This is a genomic window from Methanosarcina sediminis (assembly GCF_052056915.1).
Classification (GTDB): Archaea; Halobacteriota; Methanosarcinia; order Methanosarcinales; family Methanosarcinaceae; genus MTP4.
Genome location: NZ_CP195119.1, coordinates 2993227 through 3006566 on the forward strand (window position 1 = coordinate 2993227; position 13340 = coordinate 3006566).

Sequence of the window (13340 nt, forward strand, 5' to 3'; positions counted from 1 at the left end):
GACCCCCTGTAAAAAACCTGTCATTTTCCGGGACCGGTCCTTTTTTGCTTTCCCGTTCTATTCTGCCTTTAGTTCTATCCTGCCTTTAATTCTTCTTTTTTCTCCCTGCTGCAATGAAGTATGCCATTGTTACGGAAGTGGCTGCAATAAAGCTTCCGAGGGGTGATTCTTTTGCCTCGCTTTCGCTTTCAGGAGTTTCCCCTCCGGCGGCTTCTCCTCCCGCAGGCTCTTCTGCCGTGAAGAGGTAAATGTCAGTTGACCCGCTGCGCTTGTCCTGCCAGACAATCTTGTTGCCGTCAATATCCGGGTTGCTCTGGTACGCGGAAGCGGTAGAGACGGTTTTTAATGTTTCCGAGGAAATATCATAAATGTAAATATTGGTGCCATCCCCTCTTGAATCCGTCCAGACAATTCTTCCTTCCGATATTGCAGGGTCTTTCTGGGAGGATGAATGGGTTGAAACTGCGATTTCTCTCCCCGTGGAAATTTCGTACATGTATATATCGAGGTTCCCGTTACGCCTGTCTTCCCAGACTATATAATCCCCGTCAACTGCCGGTTTAGACTGGTCCGCAGTGTCCGTCACCACAGGGCTTTCTTTTCCCGTAGAGATGTCGTACATGTAGATATCATCGTTCCCGTTCCGGGTGTCCGTCCAGACGATTATGTTTTCCCCTACATCAGGCTGGGTCTGGTCATCGGTGTTTGTTGTCATCCGGGTTTCCGTTCCGGACCCAAGGTCATACATGTAGATGTCCAGGTGCTGGTTGCGCCTGTCTGTCCAGACGATTGTGTTTTCCCAGATTGCGGGTTCTGTCTGGTCTTTGCTATCTGTGGTGATCTGGGTCTCTTTTCCGGATTCAAGGTCATACAGGTATATATCAAAGTTCTTGCGTCGGTCATCCGCAACAACCAGGTGCGTGCCTGAGACTGCAGGGTCGATCTCATCCCTGGAACCCGAAAATACGGGGACTTCCGTTCTTCCGGACTCAAGGTCATACATGTAGATGTCAAAATTGTCCTCTCTCTCATCCTGCCAGACAATGTAATCTTCCGTGATTACCGGGTAAAACTGGTTCCCGTACTCTGAAATGATCTCAGTTTCCGTTCCTTCCAGAGCTGCTCCGGCAGCGGAAGTTGAGGCCGCGGCCAATACGATTCCCGAAAAAACAAGTGCAATTAGCATAAATGTAACTCTATTCCGACTCAACTCAAACACTCCGTTATTCCCACTGGAGAATTTTAATAGCTGGTATGTCCAATGGGCAAAGTAATACCTTAGTAGTATATTTCGTCTATACTTTTTAGTAATTTCCCAAAAATAACTGGAACGATATTTGAATTTTATCGGAAGTAAAAGCTTTTGGAGTTGCAGAATAATTTTCAGATCGAAGTTAGAGGTGTACCTTAATAATTAAGTTACAGTTTTGTTAAGTTACAGTTTTGTTAAGTCACGGCTTTCTTAAATTACAGTTTTTTGATTTCGACCTTATTTCTGGTCAGGTTTACCAGTTTCCCGAGAAACTCTTCTTCCATTCCCTGTATTATTTCAAGGGTAAATTCCACTACATCTGAGTATTCTTCCCTCAAAATCTCCCCATACTCTCCTATGAGATTCCTAAGCTTCTGGACTTCCGGATACCCGATGCGTATACTGAATCGGACCTTTTCGAACACTTCCACGGTCCCCGCCTCTTCGATTGCTGAGGTTGCCGTTTCCCTGTATGCCCTTGAAAGCCCCCCGTAGCCAAGCTTTATCCCTCCGAAATAACGGGTTACAACGACAGCGGCATTCCGGATTTCTTTTAATTCCAGGACTTTGAAGATGGGTTTTCCTGAACTCCCTGCAGGTTCCCCGTCATCATCATATTTGAGGGCAAAGAAGTTCTCATTTTTTACGAGGTAGGCTGAAACGTTGTGGTTTGCGTTGGGGTGAAGTTCTTTAATCTCTTTGACGAAAGCTTTCGCTTCATCCTCACTTTTTACGGGCCTGGCGTAACCTATGAATATGGAGTTTTTGAATTCTTTTTGGACTTTTCCAGGTTCTTTCAGTGTTTTGTAACTGGCCAAGCATGAATCCTCATGTAAGTCTTTTGTGCTGTCGGATCGGAGAGTATCAGGTTCCAATTTGAGGGTGAGCATCTATTAAAAGCAAGATTGATGGGCCTCATAATTATTCTATATTATATAGCTGGTATGCCCATGGACCTCTAATAATTATGGATAAGTATTTGCTCTCGACACGGATCCGATGTATATAAATGAATTATAGGATAAATATATGTAATATTATCTAAGTCAAAATTATTAACCATTTTATTATTTCTCCCTCCTTATTTAATCGCACCAGGGCTTCTCACTGATAAAAATCGAAAAGTTTTAATGTAATCGACTTCTCATGCCTAAGTGTCCCTTATTTTTTGAGTCGTTTAAATAAAAGGAAGAGAATTTTCAGAGGTTTGATTATGAAGAAAATGTTAAAGGTCTTAGCCCTGCTCCTTGTTGTCACGACAGTTGTCTTTGCAGCTGGCTGTTCCGAACAGGCTGAAGAAGGTGGAGAAGAAGTAGTTGAAGACGCAGCAGAAGATGTTGCCGCTGAAAACGTAACAGAAGATGTTGCCGCTGAAAACGTAACAGAAGACGTTGCCGCTGAAAACGTAACAGAAGACGTTGCTGCTGAAAACGTAACAGAAGACGTTGCCGCTGAAAACGTAACAGAAGACGTTGCCGCTGAAGACGCAGCAGAAGAAGTGGCAGAATAAACTGCAACTGAAGATACGTATACAATAGCTATTCAGGTAGCCTTTTTATGGCTACAATTTTCTTTTTTAGAAAATTGACGTCATTTTTATTGATTCTGTTTTTATTGATTCTGTTTTTATTGATTCTGTTTTTATTGATTATCTTTTATGATTTCTGATTTTACTCATTCTTACTTCTCTTAAATAAGGCATTGTGTCGTATTTACAGTAATCATAGTTTCTCAGGAAGATATGTAATATGTAAAATAATTGTAATTTGCTGTTTGCATCATTTTAAAACTTGATACAAACTCGATTATCTAATAAAAATGGGTGTGGGTGTGACAATTTATTAAAATAGTGGGGTTTGCTGGGGGTAATCCTCTCCGTACTTATTGTAAGCTTTGTTGCAATCTCAATGAGAGGTACGGCGGTTTCTCAGGTTTTTCTCTCAGACCTTTTGGTGAGATTGGAGAATCAGCTGTATGTTTTCATTTCTTGAGGAAATATACAATCCGGGTGAATAGTCCTGACAAAAGAAGGTAACCATCAGAGGATAACCGTCATTCTGCACCTACTTATTAACCGTCCGAAATAATAAAATAATTATACAATAAAGGTGTATTTCTCTAATTAACTACTTATACATATATATTTTGTAGTTTTATTAAAGATTATTATATTTTAAGAAGAGATTTTCAGAGGTACGATTATGAAAAAAATGCTTAAGATCTTGGCACTTCTCCTCGTCATCACGTCAGTTGTCTTTGCAGCTGGCTGTGCCGAACAGGGTGAAGAAGGTGCAGAGGATGGTGCAGTTGAGGAGATTCCTACTTATTATGTAGGTACGGAAGCTCAGTTCCCTCCCTTCGAAATTGTGGATGACGCAGGTAATGTCATCGGTTTTGACGTTGACCTCATGAATGCAATTGCAGAAGACCAGGGTTTCAAGGTTATCTACCAGGACCAGGACTTTTCAGGCCTTATCCCGGCTCTTCAGACCGGAAATATTGACATCATCGCCTCCGGGATGACAATCACCGAAGAACGTGAAGGACAGGTTGACTTCACTGAACCTTACATTAACGCAGGGCTGGCTCTCGCAGTTACGGTAGACAATGAAGAAATCACATCTGTTGAGGACCTCCAGGGCAAGACCCTTGCTGTCCAGACCGGATCAACCGGGTTCTTTAGGGCAGAAGAACTCAAGGAAGCCGGAATTGTTGCCGAAATCAAGGACTTCCCCCACGTCAATGAAGCAATTGAAGAAGTCAGGATTGGCGGCGCAGACGCCATGGTCAATGACCTGCCCGTGACCAATGCTTTCATTGCTGCACAGCCAGGTATCATCAAGATCGTAGGCGAACCCCTGAACAGTGAATCCTATGGATTTGCCGTGAGGGAAGGCAACACCGAACTTCTTGAGAAACTCAACACCGGTCTGCAGAATGTCAGAGACAGCGGCGAGTACGACGAGCTCATAGCCAAGCTTCCGATGTACATGGAAGAAGAGGATACTGCAGAAGGGAACGTAACTGAAGAAGTCGTTGCAGAAGAGAACGTTACCGAGTAATTTTTTAAGCATAACTTTTTGTTATGCTCACTTTTTTTTCTTTTCATTTTATTCTGTTCTCTTTACTTTTCATTTTATTCTGTTCTCTTTACTTTCCATTTTATTCTGTTCTCTTTACTTTCCATTTTATTCTGTTCTCTTTACCTTTTCCTTTTTATCCTGTTATTTGCTTCAAATGTCGATTTTCCTCAAATCATTTAATTTATATAATTGAAAAGTCTAAAGCACCTATATATTTCTGTAAAACAGGTATTTATGAAAGTGAAAAAGTTTAGTGAAAAGTTTTCAATTAATAGGTGTTGCTGTGTTTTTACGGGATTTAGGCGCTGAAAAGGGTGCTTTGCCCGTTCGAGATTCATGGTCCCGGACATCTTATCCATAACAGCTAATGCCGCAAAAGATGCCTTATTTATGGCAAGGTCCAGTTTGCGTAACGGAATTAAAAAGTTATAAAAAGTTGAGGTCGGAGTTTTGTCTCTTTTAGTTTCTTACCTTGAACACGCCGCTGCTGTATTTCCAAGTTTGTTAAGGGGTGCGGTAATTACCGTAGAGGTCACAACCTTTTCAATCTGCTTTGGACTCATTCTCGGCACAATTGCAGCTTTTGGAAAACTTTCTAAAAGATCGTTTTTCAAAGTTCCCAGTATCGTATATATTGATTTTATCCGGGGAACTCCCCTCTTCGTACAGATCCTGCTTTTCTATTACGGAATTCCGGGGTTGATAACTGCTGCTACGGGGCAGGTTTTCAGGATCGACCCGATCATTGCCGGGATCGTGGTCTGCAGTATCAACAGTGGAGCCTATAACGCAGAGATCGTACGCGCGGGCATAAAGTCCGTGGACAGGGGGCAAATGGAAGCTGCCCGTTCCCTGGGGATGACGGAAAGGCAGGCTATGAAAGATGTCATCATGCCCCAGGCCGTAAAACTGATTATCCCCCCGCTCGGAAACGAGTTCATTGCGCTTTTGAAGGACTCGTCCCTGCTTGCAATCATCAGCGTGCACGAGCTTTCAAAGAACGGGATGCTCTATGTCTCAAAGACTTTTGCGGCATTTCCAACATACATTTCGGTTGCCCTTGTGTACCTGGCGCTGACCATGGGAATTTCCCGTATACTTGCATATATCGAGAGGAGGCTTGGTGTAAGTGATAGAAGTGAATAATCTTCACAAACATTTCGGAAAGCTTGAAGTCCTGAAAGGGATCACTGAAAAGGTGGAAGAAAGGGAAGTGGTCTGCGTCATCGGGCCTTCCGGCTCCGGGAAAAGTACTTTCCTCCGCTGCCTGAACCTTCTCGAAACCCCTACCGCCGGGGAAATCAGGATCGAAGGGGAGCTTGTCACTGACCCGAAGGTGGACATCAACAAGATCCGCGAAGAAGTCGGAATGGTCTTCCAGCGCTTCAACCTTTTCCCCAATATGACTGCCCTTAAAAACGTGGCTCTCGCCCCTATGAGGGTAAGAGGCCTTTCCGAAAAGGAAGCTTACGACCGTGCCTACGACCTCCTGAAAAAAGTGGGTCTGGAAGACAAAGCCAACGTTTACCCCAGTTCCCTCTCGGGCGGCCAGCAGCAGAGGGTCGCAATCGCAAGAGCCCTTGCCATGCGCCCGAAAATCATGCTCTTTGACGAACCCACTTCAGCCCTTGACCCCGAAATGGTAGGGGAAGTCTTGAACGTCATGAAAGACCTCGCAAAAGAAGGCATGACCATGGTCGTCGTGACCCACGAAATGGGATTTGCCCGGGAAGTCGGGGACCGCGTACTCTTCATGGACGAAGGCATCATTGTCGAAAAAGGCACCCCCGACGAGATATTCTTCAACGCCCAGAACGAGAGGACAAAGTCGTTTTTGAGTAAGATTTTGTGATTCTTTAGGGATCACATTTTTATTTCAGATGAATACCCCGCAGCTTGCTGCGGGGATGGGCACGTCCCTGCAAACCGTTAATGATGATACTATTTATATTTCTTTTTTTGTTTGTTATCTTCTGCTCAAACTAATTCGTACTAGTGTCTGGGAAACTTAATTATGCAACAATTTATTAGAAAATCAATAACTAAAGAGATGATACGGTATAGATAGTGTTTCAGATTTAATTTGTCATGACACTAGGTTTATTGTCTTTTTATGGAATTTGAGGTGGTAACGCTAACACGCCCAGTTGCTTGTAGCGAGGTGCGCCAGTGCACTTTGATTTTTTCTCTTTATCTTTTGGGATCGTGCATTCTGCTTAATAATGCATTCTCAAAATATGTTTCCGATATATTTATGAAGTTTACTTTCTTTATGAGAGTATTATTTTGGTCATAAATCATTACTTTGAATTATTTTTCAAGAGGGTTAATTTTGATTATTGAAAGAAAGCCTATCGAAAATGAAGAAAATTTCTTGTTAGAATCTCAGGAAGACCATTTCTTTGATATTAAAAGTTCAGAAATTCAACCGAAAAAATTACAAGAATCCTTTGTTTCTTTTGCTAATTCAGATGGGGGCGATTTATGGATTGGTATAGAAGACAAAAAACGTGATGGTGAGCGAATTAAAGGTTTTACTTCGATAGAGGGTGCAAACGATATAATTACCATTCTACTCGAAGAAACTAAACCTGCTGTTGAAAATCTTGAAACAGAATTTGTTGATTTTGGGAACCGAGGTTTTGTTTTACATTTTTCAATTCCTAAAAGCCCGAAGGTTCATTATTGCAGTAACGGGGATTGTTACATACGCATAAATGCTAATAAGCGTAAAATCGTCGGTGAAAGAGTTACTCAACTTGGTTATGCAAAAGGGAGTATTCCTTACGAAAAACAAATTGTAGATATTGCTGAAGTTGGCGATTTTATAGATAATTGTAATCTTAAAGATTACCTTAAACGAATTAACTCGAAAATGGAACCTAAATTGTTTTTGAGAAAACAAAGGCTTTTATCAAAAAAAGGTGAGGAATATATCCCAAACGTTGGTTGCGTTTTGATGTTCGACGATGAACCTCAGGCAACCTTAGACACACGTTGTGCATTAAAAGTCTATAGATTGTTAACTTCTGGGAATGATTATAAAAGGGAACAACTTTCTGAACTGCCACGAACAATAAATGGTACTGTTGAGCAACAAATTCAAAATGGAGTTAAAGCGGTTACTGACTTGCTTAGTGACGTTTCATATAATGTTGGTGGCAAAGTTGAAAAATTACGTTATCCATCTGAAGCTATTCATGAAATACTTGTTAATGCTATTATTCACAGAGATTATAGTTTAAACGATGATATACACATAAAGATTTACGATAACAGGATTGAAATACAAAGTCCTGGTCGTTTACCTGGTTACATCACACCAGAAAATATCTATGAAGAACGTTTTTCCAGAAATCCCAATATAGTGAGATTGTTACATAATCTTCCAAACCCCGTAAATCATGATATTGGAGAAGGCTTGAATACTGCAAGGAATGAGATGAGAAAAGCTGGCTTAGTAGCCCCAGAAATAAAAGAATTAGATAATGCTGTAGTTGTGGTAATAAAACATCAAAAACTGGCTTCTCTTGAAGATATTATATTAGATTATTTAAATGACAACATGTTTATAACAAATAAAATTGTCCGTGAGTTAAGTGGTGAAGAGGATGTTAATAAAGTAAAAAAGGCATTCCAAAAACTAAGAAAACAGGGGTTAATTGAACCTGAAAAAGAAAATGTAAGGGCTTTTGATTACCGATATATTCTAAAAAAGCAAATACATTAACGCCACCTGGCTTATAATATTTAATTTTTAAGCCTCTCCTACTTATTATTTTTTTGTATGTTTCTAGTACAATTTAAGAAATAGCAACGTTGTGTCCTTAAATTATTTCATATATACAATACCGTTGGCAGTCAGTATATCCCGAATATATTAGATTCATGTCATATTGCAGATATTTCTTCTTCCAATAATGCCACTCTATAGGTGCATCCCCTATAAAATTGTACATTTGTGTATGAAAATATTTGATTTGTTTCTACCTAATGTGGACCTAAAAAATAGCGATATTTTCCGATGTGTATCCCAAAATTATTTTGCATATCCAGAATCATGTTCAGTTCAAGTAATTATTCGATGGATTACAACACAGAGGGTTAAATGAAATAAAATTTGTATTTCCCGCAGTCTTCAAGAGAATACGTGTAAATAATGGAACAAATTTGAATTTACGAGAAGATAATGATCCACTCATGTCTGATTTTTAACGATTGAAAAAGAATTTAAAAACAGAAATCTTTTTGGGATTAAATAGGTATTTTTCGAGGCTAAAAACATGATAGACACTCTCAAAGCCTATATCGACCTCACACGAGCTCATTTCTTTTTAGCATGGCCCATCCTTTTTTGCTCCGGCCTGGTTCTTGCGTTTGAAAACTACGGGGGCTTTTCCTGGGGGCTAGTCCTGAAGACGGTGCTTATATCCCTTTTTGGCTTTGAAGCGGGGCTTGTGCTCAATGATTACGTTGACCGGGACCTGGACAAAAAGGCGCTTAAACCCGGGGACCGTTTCAACCGGTACTGGAGGCTTTTTGGCAGGAGGCCAATAGCCGAAGGGCTGATTTCCTCGAGGAATGCTTTTTCCTTATTCCTGGTGCTTTTTGCAGCCACTTCTGCCCTGATCCTGACGCTTCCTTTTCCCAATTCCCTTTACGTTTTTGCCATCATGGTTTATTCCTACGGGATCGAGTACTTCTACCAGGTAAAGAAAAGAGACCAGAAATACCCGATAGCCCAGCTTCTGGGGAGGACGGACTTAGCGCTTTTCCCGGTAGCAGGCTACCTCTGTTACGGGCAGCCCGATATGACTGCGCTTGCCTATCTGGTATTTTTCTATCCCTGGACCATGGCCCACCTTGCCGTAAACGACCTCATCGACGTGAAAAACGACAGGATCCGAGGGCTCAGGACAATAATGGTACTTTATGGCATGAAAGGCACCCTCTACTGGATTGTCGGGTTTACACTGCTGCACTTCCTGGTCTCCCCGCTTTTCCTGAGGGAACTTGGAGATATTGCCTTTTACGGCTTTATGCTGGGCTTTTTGCTCCTTGCGGCTGCCAACCTGTACCTGTTGAATGAAAAAAGTTCCGAAGCCGGCTTGAAAGCGCTTCCCGTCTTCCACGGGACAATGGTTATTTACGCAGTTTCGATTATTCTTGACTTCATTTATTGAATTCGACTTCGTTTATTGAATTCAACTTAGTTTATTGAGTACGTCTCCTGTTTTTACCTTTTTGCCCATTCACTTTTTTCATTTTTTCCGCCGGCACAGCCTCAGGGTGTGGCAGCGCAGGCTTCCTCCTCCTGCACGGAGGGCTTCCGGGTGGAAGGGGATGATTTCCACGCCTTCTTCGGTCAGGGCTTCTTTTGTTTTGCCGTCAAGGGCTATGTCGTAGTGGAAGATGGTTCCGCTTTTCAGGGGTACGAAGGAGCAGGCAAGGCGGCTTTGCTCGGAGTCTGAGACCGGGATGATCTCCATACCCCTCTGCTGCATGAATTCCTTGAAATCGATCTTTTCCATGGAGTCCTGGGTGAAGAGGCAGGTTTCTTCAAAGGCGGGCAGGTATGCCAGGGTAAGGTCTTCCCTTATCCTGTTGAAAATGGTGTCCGGGTGCATGTAGCGGCGGGCTTTGGGGGTGCGGACATAGATCACTTCTTTAAACTCGTTGAGGATGTTTGAGACAAATTCCCTGACAAAAGGATAGGTGTGTCTCTCGGTTTCCGCAACGAAGATGGTATCCCTTGAAAGAAGGAGACAGCCTTCGAAAAAACCGTTTCTGCTTTTGAACTCGTTCAGGATAGGTATGCCAAGGTTGTCCAGGGCCTCTTTTACTACAACTTCCTCGTTTTCCCTGGCAGGAGGGCGCATTTTTGAAACCATAGCCCCTTTTTCGGAGATCACTGCCGTATCGTGCAGGAAAGTCAGGTTGGGCATTTTCCCGATCAGGGCTTTGTTTTCTTCCACATAATCGGAGAGTTCATGGACTTTTACCCCATTTGACTCGAGCAGTTCCCTGTACTGTCGGTGCTCTTCTATATATCCGGAGATGTCCGGGACTTCATCATAAAGCCAGTACCTGTAATTGGATTCGTTTATAAGGGAAAGTTCTTTTCCCGGGGTATGCAAAAGTACGCTTTTCAGTCTCCCCAGTTCATCGCAGCCGTAGGCGATACATGATTCGGTTTTTTTCACGCTGGTAATCTTCTCTATCTGACAACCCATTCTCAACTCCCCATTTTCTGATTTTTCAGGTGTGTTATCAGCTGTGTTTATTATATGTGCTTATAAGGTATGCTTATCAGATGTAATCATTAGAATCAGAGTTTCTCATTAGATGTGTTTTTTAGATTTGTTATTCTATGTTTACGAGGTACGCTTCTTTGCCAGGATTATGACATTGGTCCGGTCTTCACTCAGGAACTTCCTGAGGATTTCGAATCCCCCTTTTTTCAGGAAAGCGCTGATCTGTTCAAAGGTATATTTGTAGGTGAACCCCATCTTGATGACATCCCCTTCTTTGAATTTAACGGTGCCGGGACCGACCCCTATCTCGGTATCATTGAGGATTTGCAGGGTCTTGCGAGTCCTGTAAAGGGGTCCTTCTGTCCCTGATTCTATGCGAGAGAGCAGTAGTTCGAAGTCAAAGTCTTCAGGGGCCATTCCGTAGTGGAGCAGCGGGTACATGTTGAAGAGAGCGTTTTCCCTCGATGAATATGTAGCCAGGACCTTATTTCTCATGGACTTTGCGTCATCGCTTCCGTCAACGGCGGGAAAGATGTGGGCATCAAACATGAAGAGGTCTCCTGACTCCAGATTTTCTCCCACCAGTTTCAGGATAAAATCCGGTTCATAGTTGCAAAAGGTATTTCCCAGGATGCAAAACAGGACTGGAAGGTGCCAGTGTTTTTTCAGGAGCGGCGTTTCCTCGATAAAGCCCACGATCCCTTTTTTTTCCACAGGCAGGTCCTGAACTTTTTCGAGGGCGATATCCACCATCCGGGAATTTATGTCGATGGGATAGTAGTGGATTTTTCTTTTTCTCCCGGACCCGAAGGCTTCTTTTTCTTCTTCAGATTCGCTTTTTGCCTCTTCTTCATTTTTCTTTATCAATCCATTAAGGATAATCCTTTCCTTTTCCCCGTTTCCTACCCCGATGCTTGCAAGGTTCATGCCTGTGGGAATGAACTTCACTATCGAGACAAGATTTTCTTCAAGCAGGGCTTTGAGCTTTCGGGCCACGGGAAATGTCCTGGACTCGTCCAGATTTAACCAGTTCCTGGCTCCTCCGGCTCCCGTATACAGGAAGTAATCGGGAAGTTCATGCTTTTTGAGGCTTTCATACAGTTTTTCCTCAAGCCCTTCCTCATCGATCATTACTACCTTCAGTTCGTTCCCGGAATCCTTTTTTAATTGTCCAGTGCCCTGCATCCTGTCTCTCCTCCTGTTCCTTCTTTATCTTCCCGTTCTGTCTTTATTTTCCCTGTCAGTCTTTAGCTTCTTTTTCTGTTTTTCATCTTCCCTTTCCGTCTTTATCTTCCCTGCAGGTCCTGTCTTCTTAATTCTGACAATATCCTGATTTACACTCCGGGTATCTCATTCAAGCGACTCTTTAAAGCACTGCTGACATTCCATCCTGAGTGCTTCCAGGGGGTCCATTCCTTTGTTCACCCCAACGCTGTAAGCATAGCCCCGGCACCCGATGCACTCGTTAAGGTGTTTGCAGTCCTCGCACCTGCCTTCAAGGACTTTGTCGATGTTCCGGACGTAGCTGAAGAGTTCGGAATCGAAAATCTCTTTCAGGCTAGTTTTGTTCACATTGCAGGGATATTCCCCGTTAACCTTCAGGGCAGGGTGCTCGTCCAGCTTGGTTGGGGCGCAGGGCCTGACGTTTCCGTCTATGGTTATATAGAGGCTGTAGAGGTGCTGCAGGCAGCCGCTTGCGGTGATCGGTGTGTAGGGCAGCCAGTCATACCCGTAGTATTTCCGGTCGATGTCAAGCAGTTTCATTTTGTATGCCTGGATCTCATCGGCGGTGAGCATCTTGTCCGCAAGTTCTTCGTTTGCCCTTCCCGTAGGTGTCAGAATCTCCATGTTTGGGAAAATGTTGTTCCGCCGGCAAAAGTGCCAGATATCCTCTATTTCCTCGAGGTTCAGCCTGTTACTCACAAAGGAAATCCCAAGCCTGAGTTTTCCCGGTTCGGCAGCTTCGGTAAAACCGGCGTCCATGAGGTTTGAAAGCCCCCTGCGGATATCGACTGCCGAACCTTCCCGGCCTGCCAGGTAGTCCTGTATTTCAGGCTTGAGGGAATCGAGTTTTCCCATTACTGAGACGTTGTGTTCGTAAAGGAACTCTGCAAGGTCCTTCGTCATCAAAACAGTATTTGAAAACATCATGGGTATGATCCCGAGGGAGTCGATGTAAGCAATCAATTCCCTGAAATCCGGGTAAAGAGTAGGTTCTCCTCCCCCGATCACGACCACGGACCTTATCCCGAGTTCCTTTGCTTCGGAAATAACTCGTTTCAACACATCAAAATCAGCTATTTTTACCGAATCCCCTCCGCTCTGCGCATAGCAGTAGCGGCAGCGGAGGTTGCATGAAGTGTTTGTTTCAAGGCGTATCGCCAGAAGCCGGCCTGAGTCCCTGGCTTCATAGGCTTCCTTTGCCCCGTACATGTACCCTCTCAGAATCGGAGGTGGTGAAAAAAAGTTTTCTTTATCCGGATTAATATGTTCATCCCCCAACATATTTTAAAATTATAAGTGACTGAAAAATATATGGGACTCATTAAATAATTTGTGTATCTTGTTTAATAAGTTTTGCCCCTAAGAGAGGGAATATAGAAACTGCGTACTTATCAAGTTGTAAGAAACTAAGTGTTTCTTCCTAAAGATGGATAAATCTTTTTATTGTTTATTCAGATTCCAGGTTATTTCTCATCTTTATTTTTTTCCTGCCGGGCTTTTCAATTTTATCTTTGTGTTGAAAAAGAA

The 13340-nt window shown here is 42.9% G+C and carries 11 protein-coding genes; 6 read left to right on the plus strand and 5 right to left on the minus strand.

Annotated features, from left to right (window positions below):
* Positions 1 to 85: 85 nt before the first annotated feature.
* Positions 86 to 1186, minus strand: a complete 1101-nt coding sequence (locus ACSAZK_RS13025) for a hypothetical protein (RefSeq protein ID WP_440954534.1) — start codon at positions 1184 to 1186, stop codon at positions 86 to 88.
* Positions 1187 to 1467: 281 nt separating this feature from the next.
* Positions 1468 to 2070 (minus strand): IMPACT family protein, encoded by a 603-nt coding sequence (locus ACSAZK_RS13030; RefSeq protein WP_440954535.1) that lies wholly within the window; start codon positions 2068 to 2070, stop codon positions 1468 to 1470.
* 395 nt (positions 2071 to 2465) lie between these two features.
* Here ACSAZK_RS13030 and ACSAZK_RS13035 point away from each other — a divergent pair, with 395 nt between their 5' ends.
* The 6 genes from ACSAZK_RS13035 (at position 2466) to ACSAZK_RS13060 (ending at position 9518) form a co-directional block, all read left to right on the plus strand.
* Entirely contained in the window at positions 2466 to 2762 is a 297-nt protein-coding gene (locus ACSAZK_RS13035) for a hypothetical protein (protein ID WP_440954536.1), read from the plus strand.
* A 691-nt stretch (positions 2763 to 3453) separates the two neighbouring features.
* Positions 3454 to 4314 (plus strand): basic amino acid ABC transporter substrate-binding protein, encoded by an 861-nt coding sequence (locus tag ACSAZK_RS13040; RefSeq protein ID WP_440954537.1) that lies wholly within the window; start codon positions 3454 to 3456, stop codon positions 4312 to 4314.
* 471 nt (positions 4315 to 4785) lie between these two features.
* Entirely contained in the window at positions 4786 to 5481 is a 696-nt protein-coding gene (locus ACSAZK_RS13045) for an amino acid ABC transporter permease (RefSeq protein ID WP_440954538.1), read from the plus strand.
* Positions 5465 to 6187, plus strand: coding sequence for an amino acid ABC transporter ATP-binding protein (locus tag ACSAZK_RS13050; protein ID WP_440954539.1), 723 nt, complete (start codon positions 5465 to 5467; stop codon positions 6185 to 6187). The genes ACSAZK_RS13045 and ACSAZK_RS13050 overlap by 17 nt, the downstream gene beginning before the upstream one ends.
* A 480-nt stretch (positions 6188 to 6667) precedes the next feature.
* A complete protein-coding gene (locus tag ACSAZK_RS13055) occupies positions 6668 to 8065 on the plus strand; it encodes an ATP-binding protein (RefSeq protein WP_440954540.1) in 1398 nt (465 codons plus the stop codon).
* A gap of 553 nt (positions 8066 to 8618) precedes the next feature.
* Complete coding sequence (locus tag ACSAZK_RS13060) at positions 8619 to 9518, plus strand: UbiA family prenyltransferase (RefSeq protein WP_440954541.1); 900 nt, start codon at positions 8619 to 8621, stop codon at positions 9516 to 9518.
* A gap of 78 nt (positions 9519 to 9596) precedes the next feature.
* Here ACSAZK_RS13060 and ACSAZK_RS13065 read toward each other — a convergent pair whose 3' ends face one another.
* The 3 genes from ACSAZK_RS13065 to ACSAZK_RS13075 form a co-directional block, all read right to left on the minus strand.
* Positions 9597 to 10568 (minus strand): dimethylarginine dimethylaminohydrolase family protein, encoded by a 972-nt coding sequence (locus ACSAZK_RS13065; RefSeq protein ID WP_440954542.1) that lies wholly within the window; start codon positions 10566 to 10568, stop codon positions 9597 to 9599.
* 141 nt (positions 10569 to 10709) lie between these two features.
* Entirely contained in the window at positions 10710 to 11774 is a 1065-nt protein-coding gene (locus ACSAZK_RS13070) for an L-histidine N(alpha)-methyltransferase (protein WP_440954543.1), read from the minus strand.
* A gap of 165 nt (positions 11775 to 11939) precedes the next feature.
* Positions 11940 to 13022: a radical SAM/SPASM domain-containing protein gene (locus ACSAZK_RS13075; RefSeq protein WP_440954544.1), complete on the minus strand. Its 1083-nt coding sequence runs from the start codon at positions 13020 to 13022 to the stop codon at positions 11940 to 11942.
* Positions 13023 to 13340: the final 318 nt, after the last annotated feature.

Coding starts and splice junctions, on each gene's coding strand:
- ACSAZK_RS13025 (WP_440954534.1), bottom strand. CDS start 1,186: ATGCTAATTGCACTTGTTTTTTCGGGAATCGTATTGGCCGCGGCCTCA.
- ACSAZK_RS13035 (WP_440954536.1), top strand. CDS start 2,466: ATGAAGAAAATGTTAAAGGTCTTAGCCCTGCTCCTTGTTGTCACGACA.
- ACSAZK_RS13040 (WP_440954537.1), top strand. CDS start 3,454: ATGAAAAAAATGCTTAAGATCTTGGCACTTCTCCTCGTCATCACGTCA.
- ACSAZK_RS13060 (WP_440954541.1), top strand. CDS start 8,619: ATGATAGACACTCTCAAAGCCTATATCGACCTCACACGAGCTCATTTC.
- ACSAZK_RS13065 (WP_440954542.1), bottom strand. CDS start 10,568: ATGGGTTGTCAGATAGAGAAGATTACCAGCGTGAAAAAAACCGAATCA.
- ACSAZK_RS13070 (WP_440954543.1), bottom strand. CDS start 11,774: ATGCAGGGCACTGGACAATTAAAAAAGGATTCCGGGAACGAACTGAAG.
- ACSAZK_RS13075 (WP_440954544.1), bottom strand. CDS start 13,022: ATGTACGGGGCAAAGGAAGCCTATGAAGCCAGGGACTCAGGCCGGCTT.